We start from the raw sequence: 23,847 nt of genomic DNA on the forward strand, positions 1-23,847 counted from the left end.
TGCTGTTTGCACCATTGCACCGGTGAAACCCAACGTATTAGTTCGCGTCTGGGCCGTAGATATCGAAGTTGAAGTACTTCTTCTCGATTTCTTTGTACTTGCCGTTGGCACGGATGGCGTCGATGGCCGCGTTGATGCGGTCGACGTTGGCCTTGTCACCCTTGCGCACAGCAATGCCAATGCCGTCACCGAAGTACTTGGCGTCGGTGAAGGCTGGGCCTACGAAGGCAAAGCCTTTGCCGGCGTCGGTTTTCAGGAAGCCGTCTTCCAGCAGGGTGGCGTCAGCCACGGTGCCATCGAGGCGACCGGCTGCCACGTCCAGATAGATTTCGTTTTGGGTGCCGTACGGAACCACCGTGGCACCTTTGGCGCCCAGCACTTCCTTGGCGAAGCGGTCGTGGATCGAGCCGCGCTGCACGCCAATTTTCTTGCCCTTGAGTTCATCCAGGCTGTCGCTGACGGTGGTGCCGTCCTTCATCACCAGGCGCGCCGGGGTGAGGTAATAGCGCTTGGTGAAGTCGACCGACTTCTTGCGGTCGTCGGTGATCGACATGGACGACAGGATGGCGTCGATCTTGCGCACTTTCAGCGCCGGGATCAGGCCGTCGAATTCCTGCTCGACCCAGGTGCACTTGGCTTTCATCTCTTCGCACAGGGCGTTGCCGATGTCGTAGTCGAAACCGGCGATGCTGCCGTCAGGTTGCTTGAAGGCGAAGGGTGGGTAGGCGGCTTCGATACCGATTTTCAGCGGTTTTTCATCGGCCTGCGACACCAGGGAAAACACAGACAGCGCCAGGGCGCCAAGCAGTGCGAGCTTCTTCATCAGGTAACTCCATCGGTACGGGGCAATACAAGGCAGGTAACGGCTGCCCGATATGCGAATGGGTACAACGCGAGCCGCGCAGGGTTCGACCAAGGTCGCAGACCACGAGCGAGTGAGTGGCATTTTAGCGACAGCCCGGTAGTCGATATTTCTTCAAAGCGACAACTACTTACAGAAGCGCTTGAAACCGCTGCGGGCGATGTTGACAGCCAATGCAAATTATGCAAAAGCGTAAGAAATAAAACCTATAGACCTAGCAATTCCTGGGCCTATTATTGGCAAAGCCTTGTACTACGGCAAGTGCAGCGTGCGGTGTTGCCAAAAATGGCTACGGGAATGCACCGAAACGGGTCGGAATTGTTTCCGCACGCCCCGATCTTGTGCCGGGCCGGTGACAGAACAGTTACCGATGAATGTCGGGTAACAATGAATAAAGAAGCGGGCTTGCCCGCGAACGCTTCAAGTCAGACTACAGCTTAGTCTGAACTGGCGCATTCGCGGGCAAGCCCGCTCCTACAGGGGATATTGCCTGGGGGGATTAGGCCGAAGCCAGGTTCATCGCCTTGTGCGTATCGATCAGGTGCTGCACCACACCCGGGTCGGCCAGGGTCGAGATATCCCCCAGGGCATCGTACTCACCGGTGGCAATCTTGCGCAGGATGCGGCGCATGATCTTGCCCGAACGGGTCTTCGGCAACCCTGGCGCCCACTGGATCACGTCCGGCGAGGCGATCGGGCCGATCTCTTTGCGCACCCAGTTCTTCAGCTCCAGGCGCAGCTGCTCGCTAGCCTCGATGCCGGCATTAAGGGTGACATACACATAGATGCCCTGTCCCTTGATGTCATGCGGCACCCCTACCACGGCAGCCTCGGCCACTTTCGCATGTGCCACCATGGCACTTTCGATTTCGGCAGTACCCATGCGGTGGCCAGACACGTTGAGCACGTCATCCACGCGGCCGGTGATCCAGTAGTAGCCATCCTCGTCGCGGCGCGCGCCGTCGCCGGTGAAGTACATGCCGCGGAAGGTCTTGAAGTAGGTGTCGACAAAGCGGTCGTGGTCGCCATACAGCGAACGCGACTGGCCCGGCCAGGAATCGAGAATAACCAGGTTGCCCTCGGCAGCGCCGTCGATAAGGTTGCCCAGGTTGTCCACCAATGCCGGCACCACACCGAAGAACGGCCGGGTAGCCGAACCCGGCTTGAGGCCGGTAGCCCCTGGCAGCGGGCTGATCAGGATGCCGCCGGTCTCGGTCTGCCACCAGGTGTCGACGATCGGGCAACGCTCCTTGCCCACGGTTTTGTAATACCAGTTCCAGGCTTCAGGGTTGATCGGCTCACCCACCGAGCCCAGCAAGCGCAGGCTAGAGCCGTCGGCCCCCTCAACAGCGGCCTGGCCTTCGGCCATCATCGCGCGGATGGCGGTTGGCGCGGTGTAGAGGATGTTGACCTTATGCTTGTCGACGATTTTCGACACACGGGTGATGTCCGGGTAGTTCGGCACACCTTCGAACAGCAGGGTAGTGGCGCCGTTGGCCAGCGGGCCGTAGACAATGTAGCTGTGGCCGGTAACCCAGCCCACGTCGGCGGTGCACCAGTACACCTCGCCTGGGCGATAGTCGAACACGCGCTCATGGGTCAGCGCGGCATACACCAGGTAGCCGCCGGTAGTGTGCAACACGCCCTTCGGCTTGCCAGTGGAGCCAGAGGTATAAAGGATGAACAGCGCTTCCTCGGCCCCCATCTCTTTTGGCGCGCAGTGGCTGGAGGCCACTTTCATCAGGTCTTCGTACCAGATGTCGCGGTGCTGGTGCCAGGCAATGTCGCCACCGGTGCGCTTGCACACGATGATTTTCTGCACGCTGTTGGTTTCAGGGTTGGTCAGCGCCAGGTCGACGTTACCCTTGAGCGGGGTGCGGCGGCCGCCACGCACGCCTTCGTCGGCGGTGATCACGATTTTGGACTTGCAGTCGATGATACGGCCGGCCAATGCCTCAGGGGAGAAACCACCGAACACCACCGAGTGGATCGCACCGATGCGGGCACAGGCCAGCATGGCCACCACGGCCTCGGGAATCATCGGCATGTAAATGGTGACCACATCACCGCGGTGCACGTCCTGGCCACGCAGGGCGTTGGCAAACTTGCAAACCTGCTCGTGCAATTCGCGGTAGGTGATGTTGCGGTGCTCGGAAGGGTCGTCGCCTTCCCAGATGATCGCCAGCTGGTCGCCGCGCTCTTCAAGGTGGCGGTCCAGGCAGTTGGAGGATACGTTCAGAGTGCCGTCGGCGAACCATTTGATATCGACATGGTGGTCGTCGAAGGAGGTCTGCTTGACCTTGGTAAACGGCTTGATCCAGTCGATGCGCTGGGCCTGCTCGCGCCAGAAGCCGTCCGGGTTGATCACCGATTGCTGGTACATGGCCTTGTAGGTGGCCTCGTCGGTCAGGGTAGTAGCCGCAACCTCAGGACGAACGGGATACAGTGGAGCCGCACTCATCTGTGTTACCTCGGTGTAATAGTTGTTTTTGTATGGAACCGTTTGTAACTGTACCAGAGCGACAAAAGCCATTCGACGTTGGTAGTAATTTGGTACGCCCGTTCTGGCCGAGCGCTCTGGCACGCGCCTTTCAGCCAACACGAGGAAAAATCGGCGCACCTAGCACAGGATTGTTACAGATTCTGTCAAAACACTTTATCAAAACACCCACTGTTTCGGCCCTGGCCGCCGCCATAAAATTCATCTCGCCAGCAACGGCAAGGCGATTAACTAACTGGTAACAGCCCCCACGAAGGCAAGCGTTAATCTCCCTCTAAACCCGATAGTTAAAACTAGCAATACTCGCGGCGCCATAAGCGCCGCGTGCCCCCTCACGACCTTAGACAGGTAAATAGAAAATGAAAGCTTTACTGGTATTGGTACTTGGCAGTCTTTGCGGCGCGGCAATGGCCGGCGAAGCCAAAGATGCTGAGCAGATTCCGGTTGAACAGTACAGTTACTCGCAGCACCTGGACATTGCCCGCGTCATCTCCATGAGCGAAGTGCCCAATGTGTGCGAAGTCGTGCCAGCGCGCATGACCTACGAGGACTCCAAAGGACAGAAGCACATTCTCGAATACCGCGTGATGGGGAACGGCTGCTCGAACGGCTAATCCTTGAGATTGGGGCCCCTCCGGGGCCCTTCGCGGGCGGGCCGGCGAAGAATATTGCACTGGATTAACAAGCTACTCATTACCCAACTTAATCTGTTGACTTGCCAAGCGCATAATCCCGCAACTTGTTGGCAATCGTAGTATGCGAAACCCCCAATCTTTTTCCCAAAGCGCGACTACTGGGAAACTCTCCCATCAAACTTTCCAGCACTGCTTTTTCAAAGCGCCCGACAATCTGCGAAAGATCCCCGTCCAGCGAAAACTCGCCCAACGGCTGCCGCACACCATAATCCGGCAAACGAATATGTTCGCTCTTGACCACACCGCCTTCGCATAACGAAACGGCCTGGAACAAGACGTTCTCCAACTGCCTTACATTACCCGGCCAATGGTATTGGCTGAGTTTGTCCATCGCTGCCGGCGCCAGGCGTGGCAGGGCGCAGCCGATCTGCCGGCTAGCCTGGTCAAGAAAGTGCTGCACCAGCCCTTCCAAGCCATCCATGCATTCGCGCAAAGGCGGAATGTGTAGCGACAAGACGTTGAGGCGGTGGTAAAGGTCCTGGCGAAACTCGCCACGGGCGCACAGCTCGGACAAGTCCACCTGAGTCGCGCAAATCACCCGCACATCCAGGTACACCTCTTCATCGCTGCCTACGCGGCGGAAGCAACCATCTTGCAGAAAGCGCAGCAGTTTCACCTGCAGCCGTGGGCTCATCTCCCCTACCCCGTCAAGGAACAGCGTGCCACCGGCAGTCAACTCCAACAGCCCCAGTTTGCCCTCGGCCCGCGCCCCCTCGAATGCTCCAGGGCCATAGCCGAACAACTCGGTCTCGGCCATCGACTCGGGCAACCCGGCGCAGTTCAACGCCATGAGCGGCGACTGACCGCGCGGGCTGGCCAGGTGGCAGGCACGCGCCAGCAGCTCCTTGCCAGTACCGGTCTCGCCCTCGATCAGCAATGGCGCATCCAGCGGCGCCATGCGCCGTGCTTCGCGCACCACAGCCGCCATCACCCGCGAGCTCTGGAAAATGCTGTCGAAACCGCGCAGCTCCTGCTTGCGCACGTTATAGATGCGCTCACCGATGCGGTCAGCACGGTGCAGGGTCAGCACCGCGCCAGCCAGCGCCTCGCTGTCATCATGCTCGGACTGCAGCGGCGCGATATCGGCCAGGAACACGTCACCCTTGACCTTGATGCGCAGGCCATTGATGCGGGATTTGTTGGCACGCACCAGCTCCGGCAGGTCGAAGTCCTCCACATAGCGCGCCAGTGGCATGCCCGGCACTTCGTCCACGCGCACACCTAGCAGCTGCGCCGCCGTACGGTTGGCGGCGACGATGCTGCCGCCCATGTCAATCGAGAGCACGGGGAAATCCAGCGCCCCCAGCAACGCATTCAGCTCCATGTGCCGCCGTTCGCTGGGCATCAGCCCCACGCGCTTGACGCCAAACACCCCAGCAATGGCCTCGAACTTCGGCCGCAACGCCTGAAACTGCAAATTGATCAGGTTTGGGCAATGCAAGTAGATGGCGTTGCCATGGTCACCGCCCACCTCGCCACGCAGTACGTTGATGCCGTACTCAACCAGCAGGTTGAGGATGTCGCGCAGGATGCCAATGCGGTTTTGGCAATGCACTTTGATACGCATGAGGGCCCTCGAAGCGCCAATGTTTTTCAACACCGCGCGGAAAATTCGTAAAGATAAGCTGACAAAAATGACCAAAACATCAGCGCGACGCCTTGGATTTTCCGACACTTACGCCACTTTGTAAAATTATCGTTACGAAACCACGGCAAAAAGCCTGCCCGGTCAGCGGCCCGCCCCCGTGCAAAGCAGCCAGCGAAGGGATATTCCTTAGGTATGTTCTGCACATAACAAGAAAAGCCCTCACCAGGAGAGCCACATGAAACAGACGCAATACGTGGCACGCGAGCCCGATGCGCATGGTTTTATCGATTACCCGCAGCAAGAGCATGCGGTATGGAACACCCTGATCACCCGCCAGCTGAAAGTGATCGAAGGCCGCGCGTGCCAGGAGTACCTGGACGGCATCGACCAACTCAAGCTGCCCCATGACCGCATCCCGCAACTGGGCGAGGTCAACAAAGTGCTGGGCGCCACCACCGGCTGGCAAGTTGCCCGAGTACCGGCGCTTATCCCCTTCCAGACCTTCTTCGAATTGTTGGCCAGCAAGCGCTTCCCGGTCGCCACCTTCATCCGCACCCCGGAAGAGCTGGACTACCTGCAAGAGCCCGACATCTTCCACGAGATTTTCGGCCACTGCCCGCTGCTAACCAACCCCTGGTTCGCCGAGTTCACCCACACCTACGGCAAGCTCGGCCTGGCCGCGACCAAGGAACAACGCGTGTACCTGGCGCGCTTGTACTGGATGACCATCGAATTCGGCCTGATGGAAACTTCGCAGGGCCGCAAGATCTATGGTGGCGGCATCCTCTCGTCGCCGAAAGAGACCGTCTACAGTTTGTCTGGCGAACCTGAGCACCAGGCCTTCGACCCCATCGAAGCCATGCGTACCCCGTACCGCATCGACATTCTGCAACCACTGTATTTCGTGCTGCCGAACATGAAGCGCCTGTTCGATCTGGCCCACGAAGACATCATGGGCATGGTCCATAACGCCATGCAGCTGGGCCTGCACGCACCAAAGTTTCCACCCAAGATCGCAGCCTGAGCGACCTTGCCGATAACAACTCGAACCGGAAAACACCACATGAATGCCTTGAACCAAGCCCATTGCGAAGCCTGCCGCGCCGACGCCCCGAAAGTCACCGACGAGGAGCTGGCCGAGCTGATCCGCGAAATCCCGGACTGGAACATCGAAGTGCGTGATGGCCACATGGAGCTGGAGCGCGTGTTCCTGTTCAAGAACTTCAAGCAGGCCCTGGCGTTCACCAATGCCGTGGGCGAAATCGCCGAGGCTGAAGGCCACCACCCGGGCCTGCTGACCGAGTGGGGCAAGGTCACCGTGACCTGGTGGAGCCACTCGATCAAAGGCCTGCACCGCAATGACTTCATCATGTGCGCGCGCACTGACAAAGTGGCAGAGACGGCTGAAGGCCGGAAGTGACCACCTAGAGAATGGGGCCCCAGGCCCCATTTTTTTTGGCCAGAATATCCGCTGTTCGCCCGCAAAACCGACAAGCGACCGGTAAAAAACCGAAACTGTCATCCAGACTTGTGTATCCTGCCCCAGCTTTGCGAAGCTCCAAACGCGCCTGGCGCAGACTTTTCACTCACACTTGCGAGGAACGACGAGATGCATGAAATCCCGAATCTTCCCTTCCCAAGCCTGAACCCAGAAGAGCCAACCGTGACCGTTCACGCCGAACCGGCAGCAGCCGTCGAGCAGGATGGTGACGATCAATCCAGCGCTGACCAGGAATAACTGCGCATCCCCCGACTGTGTGAAAACGGCTGACCTGCGGGCGACCCCCGTCATCACGTTTTCACACCGTCCAGAACCCTCGTAGGCCCCCATGCCCGATTCACCGCGCCCCCTTGCGGTCACTCTGCAAGTTGTTTCCATCGTCCTCTTCACCTTCATCGGTTACCTGAACATCGGCATCCCGCTGGCCGTTTTGCCCGGTTATGTGCACAACGACCTGGGTTTCAGCGCCGTGGTCGCGGGCCTGGTGATCAGCGTGCAGTATTTGGCCACGCTGCTCAGCCGCCCTACCGCCAGCCGCATCATCGACAACCACGGCAGCAAGAAGGCGGTCATGTATGGCCTGGCCGGTTGCGGGCTCAGCGGGGTGTTCATGCTGGCCTGTGCCTTCCTCACCCATATGCCCTGGCTGAGCCTGGCTTGCCTGCTGGTCGGCCGCCTGGTGCTCGGCAGCGCCGAAAGCCTGGTGGGCTCGGGTGCGATTGGTTGGGGGATTGGCCGGGTCGGCGCCGGTCATACCGCCAAGGTCATCTCCTGGAACGGTATCGCTAGCTACGGCGCACTGGCTATCGGCGCCCCGCTGGGCGTGCTGATGGTCAAGGGCCTAGGGCTGTGGAGCATGGGTGGAAGCATCATCCTGCTGTGCGCGCTCGGCCTATTACTGGCCTGGCGCAAACAGCCGGCACCGATTGTCAGCGGCGTGCGCCTGCCGTTCCTGCGGGTGCTGGGCAAAGTGTTCCCGCATGGCTCGGGGCTGGCGCTGGGGTCGATCGGCTTCGGCACCATTGCCACCTTCATCACCCTGTACTACGCCAGCCGCGGCTGGGCCAATGCGGCGCTAACCCTGAGCCTGTTCGGTGCCAGCTTCATCAGTGCGCGGTTGCTGTTCGGCAACCTGATCAACCGCCTGGGCGGGTTCCGGGTGGCCATCGCCTGCCTGGCGGTGGAAACGCTTGGGCTGCTGCTGCTGTGGTTGGCGCCCAGCGCCGAACTGGCGTTGGTGGGTGCCGCGCTGAGCGGGTTCGGCTTCTCGCTGGTGTTTCCTGCCCTAGGGGTGGAGGCGGTGAACCAAGTGTCGGCGGCCAACCGCGGGGCGGCGGTGGGGGCGTATTCGCTGTTCATCGATTTGTCGCTGGGGGTGACCGGGCCGCTGGTGGGCGCGGTGGCGGCGGGGTTCGGCTTTGCCTCGATGTTTTTGTTTGCGGCGGCTGCGGCGGCTTGTGGGTGGGTGTTGAGCCTGTATCTGTACCGGCAGGCTCGGCAGCATAGGGATCACTTACAAAAAGCCTGATCGTTGCGCTGCCTGTGCTGGCCCCTTCGCGGGTAAACCCGCTTCTACACTGAGGGCAGCGCCGTACCTGCGAAAGGGCTGCAAAGCAGCCCCCCGGAGCCTGAAGTCAGCGCTGGGCGTACTGCAACACCACTTCCAGCGGGTGGCGCATCTGCCGCTCGGTCATGCGCTTGACTTGGCTACGGCACGAGTAACCCGTCGCCAGCGGCTCGCCTTCCTTGTCCAGCTTGGTCGCCCAGCTCTGCTCGAAGATGGTCCGCGACGTTTCCTGGTTACGCGCTTCGTGCCCATAGGTGCCGGACATGCCGCAGCAACCGGTTGCCTCGGTCACCAGCTTCAGCCCCAAACGGGCAAACACCTGCTCCCATTGTTTGGTGCTGGCCGGCACGTTGGTCTTCTCGGTGCAGTGCGCCATCAGGCGGAAGTTGCCCGGCGCGGTCGGTGCCTGTTCCGGCAGCACATCCATCAGCCACTCCTGCGGCAACAGCACCTGCGGGCAACCGTCCAGGCCCGGCACTTTCGGGTACTCCTGGCGGTACACCAGGGTCATCGCCGGGTCCAGGCCTACCAGCGGCACGCCGCAGTCGGCCAGGGCCTTGAGTTGGCTGGCATTGCGGATCGCCGCCTTGGCGAACGCACCAAGGAAGCCCTGCACGTGCAGCGGCTTACCGTTGGCGCTGTACGGCGCCAGGAACACCCGGTGGCCCAGGCGGTGCGCCAGGTCGATGAAGGCCGCCAGCAGCGGCGTCTCGAAGTAGCGGGTGAAGGCGTCCTGCACTAACACGATGCTGCGCTCGCGCTGGGCCGGGGTCAGTTCGCGCAGCGCCGGCACGCTGGCCACGCCGACGCGGCAGCGGGTCAGCGTGGCCTGGAAGTTGAAGCGGCTGATCAGCGGGCTGTCGACCATGCCCACTTTGTCGGCCAGCAGCTTGCTGACCCACTTCGAGCCCATCACTGCGTTGTATAGCCCCGGCGCGTGCGCCAAGTAGGGGATGCTGAACTCCAGCGAACCGATCAGGTAATCACGCAGCGGGCGCTGGTAGCGGCCGTGGTACAGCTCGAGGAAGCGCGAGCGGAAATCCGGCACATTGACCTTGATCGGGCACTGCCCGGCGCACGACTTGCACGCCAGGCAGCCGGCCATGGCGTCGTACACTTCATGGGAGAAGTCCTCCTGCCCCTGGCTGCGTGCGCGGTTATTGCGCAGGCGCGCCGGCAGGCCCTTGAGCCAGGACACCTTGTTGCGCGCCGCGGCCAGCACGTCGATGTTCGCTTCGCCTTGCAGGCGCAGCCACTCGCGCATCAGCGAGGCACGCCCTTTGGGCGAGTGCTGGCGCTCGCGGGTTGCCTTCCACGATGGGCACATGGCGTCGTTGGGGTCGTAGTTGTAGCAAGCGCCGTTGCCGTTGCAGTGCACGGCGCTGGCGAAGTCTTGCCAGACGCGCTCGTCGATGGTGCGGTCGAGGTCGCCGCGCAGGGTCACGCCATCGACCCTGGTCAGGCCTTCGACGCTGTCCGGCGGGGTGCAGATTTTGCCGGGGTTAAGCTGGTTGTGCGGGTCGAAGGCGCCTTTCAGGCGCTGCAGCGCCGGGTACAGCTCGCCGAAGTACTCCGGCACATATTCCGAACGCAGGCCCTTGCCATGCTCGCCCCACAACAGGCCACCGTAGCGTTTGGTCAGTGCCGCCACAGCGTCGGAAATCGGTTTGACTAGCGCGGCCTGGGCCGGGTCTTTCATGTCCAGCGCTGGGCGCACGTGCAGCACGCCTGCATCGACGTGGCCGAACATGCCATAGGCCAGGCCGTAGCCATCGAGCAGCGCGCGGAACTCGGCGATGTAGTCGGCCAGTTGCTCCGGCGGTACTGCGGTATCTTCCACGAATGGCTGCGGGCGCACTTCACCTTCGACGTTGCCCAGCAGGCCCACCGAGCGCTTGCGCATGACGTAGACGCGGGTCACCGCCTCGGCGCCTTCAGCCAGGGTATGGCCCAGGCGCTCGACGCTGGTGTCCACCTGCAAGTGCTCGACAAAGGCCTGCACCCGGGCATTGACCTCGGCCGGCTCGTCACCGCAGAACTCCACCAGGTTGATACCCAAGGTCGGGCGCTCGGGGTCGGCCGGGAAGTATTCGGCGACGCTGTGCCAGACGATGTCCTTCATCGCCAGCATCAGCACCTTGGAGTCGACCGTCTCGATCGACAGCGGCTTGTGCGCCATCAGCGCATTGGCGTCACGCAGGGCATCCATGAAGCTGCTGTAGCGCACGTTGACCAGCACCGCGTACTTGGGAATCGGCAGCACATTGAGCTTGGCCTCGACCACGTAGCCCAACGAACCTTCGGCACCGCACAGCACGCTGTTGAGGTTGAAGCGGCCTTGTTCGTCGCGCAGGTGCGCCAGGTCGTAGCCGGTCAGGCAGCGGTTGAGCTTGGGGAAGGTGGTTTCGATCAGCTCGGCCTGGGTTTCCTGGATCTCCCGCGCCATGCGGTACACCTCGCCAACCCGCCCGGGCGCGGCGCAAGCCTGCGCCAATGCGGCATCGTCGATCGGCAGGCTGTGCAGGCGCTCACCACCGAGCAGCACGCTGTGCAGCTCCAATACGTGGTCGCGGGTTTTGCCGAAGGTGCAGCTGCCCTGGCCGCTGGCGTCGGTGTTGATCATGCCGCCGACGGTGGCGCGGTTGGAGGTGGACAGCTCGGGGGCGAAGAACAGGCCATGCGGCTTGAGCGCGGCGTTGAGCTGGTCCTTGACGGTACCGGCCTGCACCCGCACCCAGCGCTCCTCGACATTGATTTCGAGGATGTTGTTCATATGCCGCGACAGATCGACCACGATACCGTCGGTGAGCGACTGGCCGTTGGTGCCGGTGCCACCGCCGCGCGGGGTCAGCTTGACCTGCTGGAAGCGCGGCTCACCCATCAGCGTGGCGACCCGCGCCACATCGTCGGCGTCCAGCGGGAACACCGCCGCCTGAGGCAAGCGCTGGTAAATCGAGTTGTCGGTGGCCAGCACTGTGCGGGTGCCGTAGTCAGCACTGATTTGGCCACGGAAGCCGCTATTGCGCAGGGCTTCGAGAAATTCGGGGTAGTTGGCGCTCGGGGCAACGGTCGACAGCTGGGCGATCATCGAAGGATGGCCTCTTGATATGGGCTAATTCACGGGATTCCTGTCGCCCCTGCATGGGTGATGCCGCGCAGGGATGACGTATAGGCCAATGTTCCTGTAGTTTCGCTTCAGGGGCAAACGGATAATCCTGCCGCTATCGATGACTTTTATGAATGAATTACCGCCATCTGACCCCGTCCATGTCGCTACTGCTGGCTTTCGAGGCCGCCGCCCGGCATGAAAGCTACACCCGCGCCGCCGCAGAGCTGTCGCTGACCCAGAGTGCGGTCAGCCGCCAGGTGCAAGCGCTGGAGCAGCAACTGGGCCTGACCCTGTTCCGCCGCGAGGGGCGCCAAGTGCAGCTGACCGATGTCGGCCGCCTGTACCAGCGCGAGCTCAGCGAAGCACTGGGGCGCATCCGCAGCGCCACCCTGCAGGCATTGGCCTACCAGTCGGGGGTGGGCACCTTACGCCTGGCCACCCTGCCCACCTTCGGTTCGAAATGGCTGCTGCCGCGGCTGCATGCGTTCTACAGCGCCCACCCCGGCATGCTAGTGCACATTCATTCACGCATCGAAGCCATCAATTTCGACACCAGCGAGATCGACGCCGCCATCGGCGTGGCCAGCAACGACCTGCCAGGGCTGATTTGCCATCGCCTGCATGCCGAGGAATTGGTGGTAATCCTGCCGCCGGAAGCTGGCGCCGACAGCCAGGGCTGGAGCCCGGCGCGGGTCAGTGAAGAAGTGCTGTTGAACGTAGCCAACAACCCGCATGCCTGGGGTGAGTGGTTTTCCCACCACAGCCTGCCGCACCGGGCGATGCGCTTGGGGCCGAGCTTCGAGCTGACCTCGCACCTGATTCAGGCAGTACGCGCCGGGATTGGTATCGGGCTGGTGCCGCGCATATTGGTGGAGGAGGAACTGGCCAAGGGCGAGCTGTATAGCCCGGGAGAGGCGTTTGCCAGCCAGCGCAGCTACTACCTGATCTACCCGCCACGCAATGAAGCGTTGCCGTCGTTGCGGGCATTTAGAAGCTGGTTGCTGGAGCAGATCTGATCCCTGCCCCGGCGCTCTCGCCGGTACAGGTAACAAAAAACCCGAAGCCAGTCACCCGGCTTCGGGTTTTTCTATTACCTGTAGCGCCTTACTTGGCCACGCTACCGGCAACCCCACCCGCGTGCACCTTGCGACGCGGCTTGACCATATAGATCACGAACATCGCAAACAGCCACACCGGAATCGCATACACCGACACCTGGATGCCCGGAATCATCAGCATGATGCCCAGGATCAGCACCACGAACGCCAGGCAGATGTAGTTGCCATAGGGGTACCACAGCGCCTTGAACAGCGGCTTCTGGCCAGTGCGGTCCAGATGTTGGCGGAACTTCAAGTGCGAGTAGCTGATCATCGCCCAGTTGATCACCAGGGTGGCCACCACCAGCGACATCAGCAGTTCCAGCGCGTTGGACGGCATCAGGTAGTTGAGCAGCACTGCGATCAGGGTCACAGCGGCCGACACCAGGATCGAACGCACCGGCACACCGCGGCTGTCGACCTTGGCCAGCGCCGCCGGGGCGTCACCTTGTTCGGCCATGCCCAACAGCATACGGGCGTTGCAGTAGGTGCCGCTGTTGTACACCGACAGCGCCGCAGTCAGCACCACGAAGTTCAACAGGTGCGCGGCCACGTCACTGCCCAGCAGCGAGAACACCTGTACGAACGGGCTGCTGCCATAGCTGCCACCGGACGCATCGATGCTGGCGACCAGGTTGTCCCATGGGGTCAGCGACAGCAGCACCACCAAGGCACCCACATAGAAGATCAGGATGCGGTAGATGACCTGGTTGATCGCTTTGGGGATTACGGTCTTCGGCTTGTCGGCCTCGGCGGCAGTAAAGCCGAGCATTTCCAGGCCTCCGAAGGAGAACATGATGAACGCCAGGGCCATCACCAGCCCGCTGACACCGTTCGGGAAGAAACCACCGTGCGACCACAGGTTGGCCACGGTGGCTTCAGGGCCGCCGCTGCCACTGGTCAACAGGTAGGCGCCCAAGCCGATCATGCTGACAATGGCCACCACCTTGATGATGGCGAACCAGAATTCGGCTTCACCGAAGAACTTCACGTTCATCAGGTTGATGGCGTTGATCAGCACGAAGAACGCCGCCGCCGTAACCCAGGTCGGAATCTCCGGCCACCAGTAGTGAACATACTTGCCGACCGCCGAAAGCTCCGACATACCCACCAGGATGTACAGCACCCAGCAGTTCCAGCCCGACAGGAAGCCGGCAAAACCCCCCCAATAGGTGTGGGCGAAATGGCTGAACGAGCCGGCCACCGGCTCTTCGACGATCATTTCGCCGAGTTGGCGCATGATCATGAAAGCGATGAAGCCGCAAATGGCGTAACCCAGGATCATCGACGGGCCGGCGGATTTCATCACGCCTGCCGAGCCGAGGAACAGGCCGGTACCAATTGCACCGCCGAGGGCGATCAACTGGATATGGCGGTTCTTCAGGCCCCGCTTGAGCTCGCCTGAATGCGTGTTTTGTCCACTCATGAACGAAGTCACCTGCATTGTTTTTATCTGTGACGGAATCGGACCCACCGCGCTCGTGGCGCAGCGGAATGGGCAAGGTGGTTACCTTGGGTTTCTTGGACGCAAGTGCCGCCGGGGCGGGTCAACCAGGCGTGATCAAGAGTGCGCGGTACGCAAAGGAGTCACAGGTAAAACGCGGCGCACTGTATACCCCTGCAAACGCGCAGGCGTCAACGCACTGCATCGTTTCCTTGGGAAAAAACGCAGCGATCCTGTGGTGTGAGCCTTGAAAGGCGGAGTGATCGGCGTACATGGCGCCTCCATTTGTTGTTTTGTCAGCCTGGCTCTGTGGACAGGCTTTTGCACACGGCAATGGCGGCTATAACACCGTGGGGCGGGGGTTTGAGCAAGAGTGGGCGGGGGCTGGGCAGAGGCTAGGCCAGGTCGGCGGCGGCAAGGTTTGTTTACATGCCAAAGGAAAATCTGAAATCAGGGCTGAATTCGGCCCTGGGCGTATAAATTTCTTTACAGGGTGGTTCGAGAACTTGCCAGTCATCCGAAAAATTCTTTTTGTTCAATATCTTGGGCTGCAAAGCAGCCCCAAATTCTCACAGCCATAAAAAAACCAGCCCGAAGGCTGGTTCTCTAAAGCAAAGGCCTATCAGCCACGCGGCTTGCCGCGACCACGGCCTGCCGGCTTGTCACCATCAGGCTTGCCCGGGCGCTTGCGCATCTCGCTCGGGCGCTCGGCCACCGTGCTGCCACGGCCCGCTTTACGCGGGGCTTCTTCACGCGGCTGACGCGCCGGGCGTTCGCCACCAGCGGCAGCTTCGCTGGCCGGGCGCAGGTTGCGCACGCGTTCGCCACGGCCCAGCGGGCGGGTCGACTTGCGCTGCAGGCGCTCCATCTTGTCCTTGGCCTTGAGCTTCATGGCGGGCAGCGCTACCGGCTGCAGGCCCACTTCGGCAGCAAGGATGTCGATTTCGCCCTGGGTCATTTCGCGCCAGCGGCCCATCGGCAGGTCGGAATTGAGGAAGACCGGGCCAAAACGCACGCGCTTCAGGCGGCTGACCACCACGCCCTGGGACTCCCACAGGCGACGCACCTCACGGTTACGGCCTTCCATCACCACGCAGTGGTACCAGTGGTTGAAGCCCTCGCCACCTGGCGCCTTCTGGATGTCGGTGAACTTGGCCGGGCCGTCTTCCAGCATTACGCCGGCCTTCAGGCGCTCGATCATCTCGTCATCGACTTCACCACGTACACGTACCGCATACTCACGGTCCATCTCGTAGGACGGGTGCATCAAGCGGTTGGCCAGTTCACCGTCAGTGGTAAACAACAGCAGGCCAGTGGTGTTGATGTCCAGGCGGCCGATGTTGATCCAGCGGCCTTCTTTTGGCCGTGGCAGGCGGTCGAACACGGTCGGGCGGCCTTCCGGGTCGTCACGGGTGCAGATTTCGCCATCGGGCTTGTTGTACATGATCACTCGGCGGGTGGCCTCGGCAGCTTCCTCGCGCTTGATCAGCTTGCCATCCACGGCAATGGCATCGTGCAGGTCGACGCGCTGGCCGAGGGTGGCCTCGACGCCGTTGACCTTGATGCGGCCCTGGCTGATCCAGGCCTCGACGTCACGGCGCGAACCAACGCCAATGCGCGCCAGCACTTTCTGCAGCTTTTCGCCGGATGGAGGGGTGATCTCGGTATCTTGCAGGTCTTGCTCACTCATCTGGGCACCTCCCGGTGTAGGAATGAAAAAGGGGTTTCTGGCAACGGATGCGCCAAAAGGCCGCGCATCATACGCGGTTCGGCCGGGGAACGCACTGGAGGGTAGAAGGTTTTGTGGGCTTTGTGAGGGGTTTCTGCCTAATGGTGTGTGTTGGCAGTACCGGCCTTTTCGCGGGCAAGCCCGCTCCTACAAATGTGTGTAGGAGCGGGCTTGCCCGCGAAAGGGCCGGTACAGAAGAATCAGGGCTGCAACTTGCCCTCTTCTTCCACTGAGGCCTCAGGCTGTTCTTCGCGCAAATCATCAAAATCGGTTTTCAGGCCTTCTTCCATGGCATCCAGCTCCACCAACAGGCTACGGAAGCTGGTCTCCTCCTGTGGCTCGGCGACCTGCTCTTCTTCCCCAAGGCTGGCATCTGCCAAAGCCTGAAGGTGCACCGGCACCGGTGCATCATCCGGGTCAAGCAGCGGCTCCGGCTCCATTTCACGCAATTCGGCCAGGGCCGGCAGTTGCTCCAGGCTCTTGAGGTTGAAATGGTCGAGAAACGCCTTGGTGGTGGCGAACATCGCCGGCCGCCCGGGCACTTCGCGGTAGCCAACCACACGAATCCATTCGCGTTCCATCATGGTCTTGATGATATTGCTGTTCACCGCAACGCCCCGCACGTCCTCGATCTCGCCACGGGTAATGGGCTGGCGGTAGGCGATCAATGCCAAGGTTTCGAGCAACGCACGCGAATAACGCTGCGGGCGCTCTTCCCACAGGCGCCCCACCCAGGGGGCGAAGGTTTCACGAATTTGCAGGCGATAGCCGCTGGCCACTTCCTTGAGTTCGAACGCACGGCCCTTGCATGACTTGCCAAGTACTTCCAGGGCCTGCTTGAACACCTTGGGTTCAGGGCGCTCAGCCTCTTCAAACAGCTCGTACAGGCGCTCCAAGGATTGCGGCTTGCCCGACGCCAGTAAAAAAGCCTCGATCAGCGACGCCAGGTCGCAGGGTTCATTCAGGTTCATCAACAAGCGCCGGGCGAAGCCGCACATGAATGGCGGCGAAGGGTTCATTTTGCACCAGTTCGATCAGTGATTCCTTCACCAGCTCGAGAATCGCCATGAAGGTCACTACCACGCCCAGCTTGCCCTCCTCGGCGGCAAACAGCTCAACGAACGGCACAAAACCACCGCCTTTCAGGCGCTCCAGCACCTGGCTCATGCGCTCGCGGGTAGACAAGGTCTCGCGGCTGATCTGGTGGCTTTCAAACAGGTCATTGCGGCGCATCACCTCGGCCATGGACACCAGCAGTTCCTCCAGGGTTACCTGTGGCAACAGCTTGCGTACCTTGGCCTGCGGTGCCTCCAGGCGGGGTACCAGCACCTCGCGGCCGAGCCGTGGCAATTCGTCGATGCCTTCGGCGGCGGCCTTGAAGCGCTCGTACTCCTGCAGGCGGCGGATCAGTTCGGCGCGCGGGTCGCCCTCATCTTCCTCGACCTCAGCCGAGCGCGGCAGCAACATGCGCGACTTGATTTCGGCGAGCATGGCGGCCATCACCAGGTATTCGGCGGCCAATTCCAGGCGCACGTTTTTCATCAGCTCCACATAACCCATGTACTGGCGAGTGATTTCCGCCACAGGGATGTCAAGGATGTCGATGTTCTGCTTGCGGATCAGGTACAGCAACAGGTCCAACGGGCCTTCGAAGGCTTCGAGGATAACTTCCAGGGCGTCCGGCGGGATGTACAGGTCCAGCGGCAGCTCGGTCAGGGCTTCGCCATAAACCAGCGCCAGTTGCAGCTGCCGAGGCGAATCCAAGGGGGCGGCCGGCGCCTCGGCTGTGTCTACCTCGCTCACGCGTCGACCAGGAACGGCGTGGGGTCGCCGCAGCCTTCACGGATCAACGCTGGTTCATCGCCCGTCAGGTCAATGATCGTCGACGCCTTGAGGTCACCGTAGCCACCGTCGATGATCAAATCGACGTGATGCTCCAGAGCCTGGCGGATTTCATACGGATCCGTCATCGGCTCTTCCTCGGGCGGCAGGATCAAGCTCACGCTCATCAACGGCTCGCCCAGCTCTGCGAGCAATGCCAGCACAATCGGATTGGACGGCACGCGCAGGCCAATGGTGCGCCGCTTCTCGTGCATCAACAGCCGCGGCACTTCGCGGGTGGCGTTCAGAATGAACGTGTAGGGCCCTGGGATGTGCGCCTTGAGCAGGCGGAAGGTAGACGTATCGATCTTGGCGAAAAGTCCCATTTGCGATAGGTCGCAGCACAACAGGGTGAAGTTGTGTTGCTTGTCCAGCTTGCGCAGGGTCCGCACACGCTCGATCGCGCCCTTGTCGCCGATCTGGCAACCCAGCGCATAAGCCGAGTCGGTTGGGTACACCACCACACCACCCTTGCGGATGATCTCGACGGCCTGTTTGATCAGGCGCGCCTGCGGGTTCTCCGCATGAATCTGGAAAAATTGGCTCACGTAGTCATCCTGTTCATAGCGCCAAAGGCTGTTCATGACTGAATCGACGCCACAGGGGTGGCAGGTCCTCGGGCAATGGCCGGTAGGCACCGATCTCGCCCCAGGTGCCGGGGCCGTGGAAATCGCTGCCAGCGCTTGCCAGCAGGCCGAACTCACGGGTGAGGATGGACATCGTGCCCACCTGCTCGGCTGGCATCATCCCATTGACCACTTCAAGCGCCTGCCCGCCTGCCTGAATATAGTCGGCAATCAGCCGTCTGCGCTTGCTGCGGGTAAGGTCGTAGTGCATGGGATGCGCAAGGCTCACCCAAGCGTTGGACTGGCGCAGGGTGGCGACGGTTTCATCGAGGCTCGGCCAATGCTGCTTGACGTCCCCCAACTTGCCGGCCCCCAGCCACTTGCGAAACGCCTCGCCACGGTCCTTGACGTGCCCGGCACGGACCAGGTACTCGGCAAAATGCGGGCGCGCCGGGGCGTTGCCACTGTCGCCCAGCTCGTGTTGCACGGCGCGCGCGCCTTCGAGGGTACCGGGCATGCCCTTGGCCGCCAGCCGTTTGTCGATTTCTTCGGCCCGTAGCCAGCGGCCCCGGTGCAGCGCTTCAATCGCCGCCAGCAACGGCGGTGCGTCGAGCGGGAAGTCATAGCCCAGGACATGAATGGTGGCCCCCCCCCAAGTGCACGACAGCTCTACCCCGCTGACCCAGCGCATGCCCCGCGCCAAGCAGGCCTGGCGCGCTTCGAGCAGGCCTTCGAGCGTGTCATGGTCGGTCAGAGCCAGCGTTTGCACCCCCTGCTCATGGGCCCGGGCGACCAGCACCGTGGGCGAGAGGGCGCCATCGGAGGCCGTGCTGTGACAGTGCAGATCAACATTCATGGAGGAGCGCTTTCGCTGTAATCGATGTTTGTTATTATGCCGTCACATCCCGATTCTGGCTGCCATTGTGAAACAATTCATCGATTTCATCCCCCTGCTGCTGTTCTTCATCGTCTACAAGCTGGACCCGCGCCCCATGGAAGTCGCCGGCCACAGCTTCGAATTCGGCGGCATCTACAGCGCCACGGCCATGCTGATCATCAGCTCGCTGGTGGTCTACGGCGCGCTGTTCCTGCGCCAGCGCAAGCTGGAAAAGGGCCAATGGCTGACCTTGGTGGCCTGCCTGGTGTTTGGCGGCCTGACCCTCACCTTTCACAGCGAAACCTTCCTCAAGTGGAAGGCGCCAGTGGTGAACTGGCTGTTCGCCCTGGGCTTCGCCGGCAGCCACTTCGTGGGCGATCGGGTGCTGATCAAGCGCATCATGGGCCATGCCCTGAGCCTGCCCGATGCCATCTGGGCCCGCCTGAACCTGGCCTGGATCGGCTTCTTCCTGTTCTGCGGTGCGGCCAACCTGTTCGTCGCCTTCACCTTCCAGGACTTCTGGGTCGACTTCAAGGTGTTCGGCAGCCTGGGCATGACCGTGATGTTCCTGGTGGCGCAGGGTGTATACCTGTCGCGCCACCTGCACGATGACCCTTCTACCTCCAAACCCAAGGATTGACATGCTCTACGCCATCATCGCCAGCGACGTCGCAAACTCCCTGGAAAAGCGCCTGGCCGCCCGCCCGGCGCACATCGAACGCCTGCAACAGTTGAAGGCTGAAGGCCGCGTGGTGCTGGCCGGCCCGCACCCGGCCATCGACAGCAACGACCCGGGCGAAGCCGGCTTCAGCGGTAGCCTGATCGTTGCCGAGTTCGACTCCCTGGCCGCGGCGCAGGCCTGGGCCGATGCCGACCCTTACATTGCCGCTGGCGTGTACGACAAGGTTGTAGTGAAGCCATTCAAGCAAGTGCTGCCTTGATCTGAGGCCGCGTCAGCTTCTTCGCGGGCTTGCCCGCGAAGCAGGCGGCGCGGTGCTGGCAATTACACGGTTGCCATCAGTCTGCGGTATCTTTGCCACTGGCGGGCCGAATAGCCGCCGTCAATGGTTGAATTGAGTGAGTCATGAGCGAGCTGTTACTGATTGATGATGACCAGGAACTGTGCGAGCTGCTCGGCAGCTGGCTGACCCAGGAAGGGTTTACCGTGCGTGCCTGCCACGATGGCCAGAGCGCACGTCAGGCCTTGGCCGCGCATGCGCCGGCAGCCGTGGTACTGGATGTGATGCTGCCCGACGGCAGTGGCCTGGAACTGCTCAAGCAGTTGCGCAGCGAACATGCCGAGCTGCCGGTGTTGATGCTCTCGGCCCGCGGCGAACCGCTAGACCGCATCCTCGGCCTCGAACTGGGCGCCGACGACTACCTGGCCAAGCCCTGCGACCCGCGTGAACTCACCGCCCGCCTGCGTGCCGTCCTGCGCCGCAGCCACCCCACCGCCACCACCAGCCAGATGGAACTGGGCGACCTGGTCTACAGCCCTGCACGTGGCGTGGCTAGCATCGATGGCCGGGAAATGACCCTGACCCTGTCCGAGAGCCGTATTCTCGAAGCCCTGCTGCGCCAGCCCGGCGAGCCCCTGGACAAGCAGGAACTGGCGCAGATCGGCCTGGGCCGCAAGCTGACCCTGTACGACCGCAGCCTGGACATGCATGTCAGCAACCTGCGCAAAAAGATCGGCCCACACGCCGATGGCCGGCCACGCATCGTGGCACTGCGCAGCCGCGGCTATTACTACTGCCTGTGAACAGCTTGCAGCCATTCTTTACCGAGCCTTTACGCTCCGCTGACTGCGCTTGACGGTGCTCTCTCTAAACTGGGCTCATCCGGTAACTACCGGCCTATGAAAGGAGAGACACCATGCGCAAGACCCTTATCGCCCTGATGTTCGCCGCCGCCCTGCCGACCGTGGCCATGGCCATGCCTGAAGGCGGCGCGCGCCACGACGGCCCGCATCATCGCGGTGATGCGCCTTTCCACCAACTGGACCTCAGCCGTGACCAGCGCCAACAGATCGGCAAGCTGATGGGTGAGCAAATGAAGCAGCGCCGGGACATCACCGAACGCTACCTGTCCAAGCTGCCGGCCGCCGACCAGCAGGCCATGAAAGACGAGCTGAAGGCCAGCCGCGACAAGACCGACAGTGCGGTCCGCGCCCTGCTCAAGCCAGACCAGCAGAAACAGTTCGACGAACTGCAAAAAGAACGCGCCGCCAAGAAGGCCGAGTGGCAGGAATTCCAGGCCTGGAAAGCTGAAAAAGGCAACAAGGCCCAGTAAGCTGTCCGCCCAACGCCCGGCCCGCCTCTGTGCGAGCCGGGCTTTTCTTGTTTGCAGGAGGTGCACTTGCGTTCACTGTTCTGGCGCATCCTGGCCAGTTTCTGGCTGGCCATCACCCTGGTTGCGGGGCTGTCCATCCTGCTCGGCCACATGCTCAACCAGGACGCCTGGATCCTCAGTCGCCACCCGGGCCTGAACACCCTGGCCAGCAAGTGGGCCCAGCACTACGAACAGGAAGGCCTGGCTTCAGCACAACACTTTCTGGAGCGGCGCAAAGACCACTACAAGATCGACGTGCAGGTGCTCGACGACAGTGGCGAAGCCGTGGTGCCCGGCACCTTCCCACACCGCGCGGCGGCCTTCGAGGCACGCCAGCACAACGACCAGCGGCGCCTGCCGTGGCGCCGGCTGACCGAGGAATACACCAGCCCCAACACAGGCCAAACCTACCTGCTGATCTACCGTATCCCCCACCCGGCGCTGGATGCCTGGCACCGCGAAAGCCTGCTGTGGCCACTCAGCGCCCTGGGCATCGCGCTGGTGGTGCTAACCCTGTTCAGCCTGCTGGTGACCCTGTCCATCACCCGCCCGCTCAGCCGCCTGCGCAGCGCCGTGCATGACCTGGGCCAGACCACCTATCAGCAAAACAGCCTGGCCCAACTGGCGGCGCGGCGCGACGAATTCGGCGTGCTGGCCAAGGACTTCAACAAGATGGGCGCGCGCCTGCAAAGCACCATCGGCAGCCAGCGTCAGTTGCTGCGCGATGTCTCTCATGAATTGCGCTCACCACTGGCCAGGCTGCGTATCGCCCTGGCCTTGGCCGAACGCGCCGAGCCCGAACAGCGGCAGGCGCTATGGCCACGCCTGACCCGCGAGTGCGATCGCCTGGAAGACCTGATCAGCGAAATTCTCGAACTGGCCCGGGTGGATGCCGAACAGGCGCATGCCGAACCGGTCGACCTCAATGCGCTGCTCGGCAGTGTGCGCAAGGACGCCCTGCTCAGCGCGCCCGACCAGGACGTGCGCCTGCAGGCACAGCCGGGCTTGACCTTGCTAGGCTGGCCGACGCTGATCGAACGTGCCGTGGATAACCTGCTGCGCAACGCCCTACGCTTCAACCCGCTGGGCCAGCCAGTCGAAGTTCGCGCCGCACGCGAGCAAGAACGGATCGTAATCAGTGTGCGCGACCACGGGCCGGGGGCGGCAGCAGAGCATTTGGCGAAGTTGGGTGAGCCCTTCTTCCGCGCCCCAGGGCAACAGGCGCCAGGGCATGGGCTGGGGCTTGCGATTGCACGCAAGGCGGCGGAGCGCCATGGCGGCAGCCTGGTGCTGGAGAACCATCCGCAGGGTGGGTTTGTCGCGAAGCTGGAGTTGCCCTTGGCTGATGCGGCCGGCAGTTGATGTGCTGTGAGGGCACCTGGCCTCTTCGCGGGTAAACCCGCTCCTACAGGGGGTGCCGATGCTGTTGTAGGAGCGGGTTCACCCGCGAAAGGGCCGGATGCCCTGATACAGCAATCAGCCCAAGGCTGCGTTACTCGCCCCAGGCGCTGACGAATTCAGCGGTATCCAGAATCGGCGCCGTACGGGGCTCGGTCAGTGGCGTACCGACATACAGGTAACCGATCAGTTCTTCGTTCTCGGCCAGCCCCAATCCCTTGTGTACGTGGGCATCATAGGCCATGTCACCGGTGCGCCACACCGCCCCGATACCCTGCGCATGCGCCGCAATCAGAATGCCGTGCGCGGCACAGCCCGCCGCCAGGCGCTGCTCGGCCTTGGGCACCTTGAAGTGGTCTTGCAGTTTGGCAATCACCACGATCAGCAACGGCGCCCGCAGCGGCATGGCGCGGGCTTTGTCCAGTGCAGCCTGGCTGGCATCCCCCTTGTTCTGCAGCGCTTCGGCGAACAGCTCGCCCAGTTTGTCGCGGCCCTGGCCTTCGATGGTAAGGAACCGCCACGGCCGCAGCTGGCCGTGATCCGGGGCGCGCAGGGCAGCCTGGAACAGCGCCTCGCGCTGGGCGGCATTAGGCGCAGGGTCGGTCAGGCGTGGCACGGAAACACGGTTGAGCAATGCGTCGAGAGCCTCCATCGGCTACCCTCCTGGCAGGTGAATGTGCGGCCATTCTCAAGCTGCTAGCT

Annotated in this window: 23 protein-coding genes; 12 read left to right on the forward strand and 11 right to left on the reverse strand. The window is 62.1% G+C overall.

Features of this window, described 5'->3' with window-relative positions; genetic code table 11:
* Positions 1-37 precede the first annotated feature (37 nt).
* Both DV532_RS17980 and acs read right to left on the reverse strand, forming a co-directional pair.
* Positions 38-823 carry an ABC transporter substrate-binding protein gene (locus DV532_RS17980; protein WP_056805008.1) on the reverse strand — a complete coding sequence of 262 codons (786 nt, stop codon included), beginning with the start codon at positions 821-823 and terminating at the stop codon, positions 38-40.
* 538 nt (positions 824-1,361) lie between these two features.
* On the reverse strand, positions 1,362-3,323 hold the full coding sequence (gene acs / locus DV532_RS17985) for an acetate--CoA ligase (RefSeq protein WP_056805006.1): 1,962 nt from the start codon (positions 3,321-3,323) through the stop codon (positions 1,362-1,364).
* Positions 3,324-3,721: 398 nt separating this feature from the next.
* On the opposite strand from acs, the gene DV532_RS17990 reads away from it, so the two are divergent.
* The gene (locus tag DV532_RS17990) at positions 3,722-3,976 is read left to right on the forward strand and encodes a DUF2790 domain-containing protein (protein WP_003260110.1); all 255 of its coding nucleotides are present in this window, start codon (positions 3,722-3,724) and stop codon (positions 3,974-3,976) included.
* A gap of 88 nt (positions 3,977-4,064) precedes the next feature.
* On the opposite strand, the gene DV532_RS17995 is transcribed toward DV532_RS17990, so the two are convergent.
* Complete coding sequence (locus DV532_RS17995) at positions 4,065-5,624, reverse strand: sigma-54-dependent transcriptional regulator (protein ID WP_056805003.1); 1,560 nt, start codon at positions 5,622-5,624, stop codon at positions 4,065-4,067.
* A 256-nt stretch (positions 5,625-5,880) separates the two neighbouring features.
* On the opposite strand from DV532_RS17995, the gene phhA reads away from it, so the two are divergent.
* The 4 genes from phhA (at position 5,881) to DV532_RS18015 (ending at position 8,674) form a co-directional block, all read left to right on the forward strand.
* Positions 5,881-6,669, forward strand: coding sequence for a phenylalanine 4-monooxygenase (phhA, locus tag DV532_RS18005; protein WP_056805000.1), 789 nt, complete (start codon positions 5,881-5,883; stop codon positions 6,667-6,669).
* 39 nt (positions 6,670-6,708) lie between these two features.
* A complete protein-coding gene (locus tag DV532_RS18010) occupies positions 6,709-7,065 on the forward strand; it encodes a 4a-hydroxytetrahydrobiopterin dehydratase (RefSeq protein ID WP_056804991.1) in 357 nt (118 codons plus the stop codon).
* 189 nt (positions 7,066-7,254) lie between these two features.
* Positions 7,255-7,383, forward strand: coding sequence for a hypothetical protein (locus DV532_RS30970; RefSeq protein WP_015271274.1), 129 nt, complete (start codon positions 7,255-7,257; stop codon positions 7,381-7,383).
* A 91-nt stretch (positions 7,384-7,474) separates the two neighbouring features.
* A complete protein-coding gene (locus DV532_RS18015; protein WP_056804987.1) occupies positions 7,475-8,674 on the forward strand; it encodes an MFS transporter in 1,200 nt (399 codons plus the stop codon).
* Between the two features lie 106 nt (positions 8,675-8,780).
* Here the strand turns inward: DV532_RS18015 and DV532_RS18020 are convergent, their stop codons facing one another.
* Positions 8,781-11,801 carry an FAD-binding and (Fe-S)-binding domain-containing protein gene (locus tag DV532_RS18020; RefSeq protein WP_056804986.1) on the reverse strand — a complete coding sequence of 1,007 codons (3,021 nt, stop codon included), beginning with the start codon at positions 11,799-11,801 and terminating at the stop codon, positions 8,781-8,783.
* Positions 11,802-11,953: 152 nt separating this feature from the next.
* Between DV532_RS18020 and DV532_RS18025 the strand changes: the two genes are divergently transcribed.
* Complete coding sequence (locus tag DV532_RS18025; protein WP_056804985.1) at positions 11,954-12,838, forward strand: LysR substrate-binding domain-containing protein; 885 nt, start codon at positions 11,954-11,956, stop codon at positions 12,836-12,838.
* An 88-nt stretch (positions 12,839-12,926) separates the two neighbouring features.
* Here the strand turns inward: DV532_RS18025 and DV532_RS18030 are convergent, their stop codons facing one another.
* Positions 12,927-14,345, reverse strand: coding sequence for an amino acid permease (locus DV532_RS18030; RefSeq protein ID WP_056805417.1), 1,419 nt, complete (start codon positions 14,343-14,345; stop codon positions 12,927-12,929).
* Positions 14,346-14,635: 290 nt separating this feature from the next.
* On the opposite strand from DV532_RS18030, the gene DV532_RS30410 reads away from it, so the two are divergent.
* Positions 14,636-14,944 (forward strand): hypothetical protein, encoded by a 309-nt coding sequence (locus tag DV532_RS30410; protein ID WP_156676003.1) that lies wholly within the window; start codon positions 14,636-14,638, stop codon positions 14,942-14,944.
* A gap of 41 nt (positions 14,945-14,985) precedes the next feature.
* Here the strand turns inward: DV532_RS30410 and rluB are convergent, their stop codons facing one another.
* The 5 genes from rluB to DV532_RS18055 form a co-directional block, all read right to left on the reverse strand.
* A complete protein-coding gene (rluB, locus tag DV532_RS18035; protein ID WP_056804984.1) occupies positions 14,986-16,053 on the reverse strand; it encodes a 23S rRNA pseudouridine(2605) synthase RluB in 1,068 nt (355 codons plus the stop codon).
* A gap of 239 nt (positions 16,054-16,292) precedes the next feature.
* Positions 16,293-17,063 carry an SMC-Scp complex subunit ScpB gene (gene scpB / locus DV532_RS18040; RefSeq protein ID WP_056805414.1) on the reverse strand — a complete coding sequence of 257 codons (771 nt, stop codon included), beginning with the start codon at positions 17,061-17,063 and terminating at the stop codon, positions 16,293-16,295.
* On the reverse strand, positions 17,050-17,766 hold the full coding sequence (locus tag DV532_RS18045; RefSeq protein WP_162241143.1) for a ScpA family protein: 717 nt from the start codon (positions 17,764-17,766) through the stop codon (positions 17,050-17,052). The genes scpB and DV532_RS18045 overlap by 14 nt, the downstream gene beginning before the upstream one ends.
* 125 nt (positions 17,767-17,891) lie before the next feature.
* Positions 17,892-18,521 (reverse strand): L-threonylcarbamoyladenylate synthase, encoded by a 630-nt coding sequence (locus DV532_RS18050; RefSeq protein ID WP_056805411.1) that lies wholly within the window; start codon positions 18,519-18,521, stop codon positions 17,892-17,894.
* Between the two features lie 13 nt (positions 18,522-18,534).
* Entirely contained in the window at positions 18,535-19,395 is an 861-nt protein-coding gene (locus tag DV532_RS18055; protein ID WP_056804979.1) for a PHP domain-containing protein, read from the reverse strand.
* Positions 19,396-19,462: 67 nt separating this feature from the next.
* On the opposite strand from DV532_RS18055, the gene DV532_RS18060 reads away from it, so the two are divergent.
* The 5 genes from DV532_RS18060 to DV532_RS18080 all read left to right on the forward strand — a co-directional run bounded on the left by DV532_RS18060 (position 19,463) and on the right by DV532_RS18080 (position 23,109).
* On the forward strand, positions 19,463-20,056 hold the full coding sequence (locus tag DV532_RS18060; protein WP_056804975.1) for a septation protein A: 594 nt from the start codon (positions 19,463-19,465) through the stop codon (positions 20,054-20,056).
* Between the two features lies 1 nt (position 20,057).
* Positions 20,058-20,357, forward strand: a complete 300-nt coding sequence (locus DV532_RS18065) for a YciI family protein (RefSeq protein ID WP_015271283.1) — start codon at positions 20,058-20,060, stop codon at positions 20,355-20,357.
* A gap of 143 nt (positions 20,358-20,500) precedes the next feature.
* A complete protein-coding gene (locus DV532_RS18070) occupies positions 20,501-21,178 on the forward strand; it encodes a response regulator transcription factor (protein WP_056804973.1) in 678 nt (225 codons plus the stop codon).
* 113 nt (positions 21,179-21,291) lie between these two features.
* On the forward strand, positions 21,292-21,708 hold the full coding sequence (locus DV532_RS18075) for a Spy/CpxP family protein refolding chaperone (RefSeq protein ID WP_056804968.1): 417 nt from the start codon (positions 21,292-21,294) through the stop codon (positions 21,706-21,708).
* A 60-nt stretch (positions 21,709-21,768) separates the two neighbouring features.
* On the forward strand, positions 21,769-23,109 hold the full coding sequence (locus tag DV532_RS18080; protein ID WP_056804965.1) for a HAMP domain-containing sensor histidine kinase: 1,341 nt from the start codon (positions 21,769-21,771) through the stop codon (positions 23,107-23,109).
* A gap of 130 nt (positions 23,110-23,239) precedes the next feature.
* On the opposite strand, the gene DV532_RS18085 is transcribed toward DV532_RS18080, so the two are convergent.
* Positions 23,240-23,797, reverse strand: a complete 558-nt coding sequence (locus DV532_RS18085) for an NAD(P)H nitroreductase (RefSeq protein WP_056804963.1) — start codon at positions 23,795-23,797, stop codon at positions 23,240-23,242.
* Between the last annotated feature and the right edge of the window lie 50 nt (positions 23,798-23,847).

This window comes from Pseudomonas sp. Leaf58 (assembly GCF_003627215.1).
Taxonomy (GTDB): domain Bacteria; phylum Pseudomonadota; class Gammaproteobacteria; order Pseudomonadales; family Pseudomonadaceae; genus Aquipseudomonas.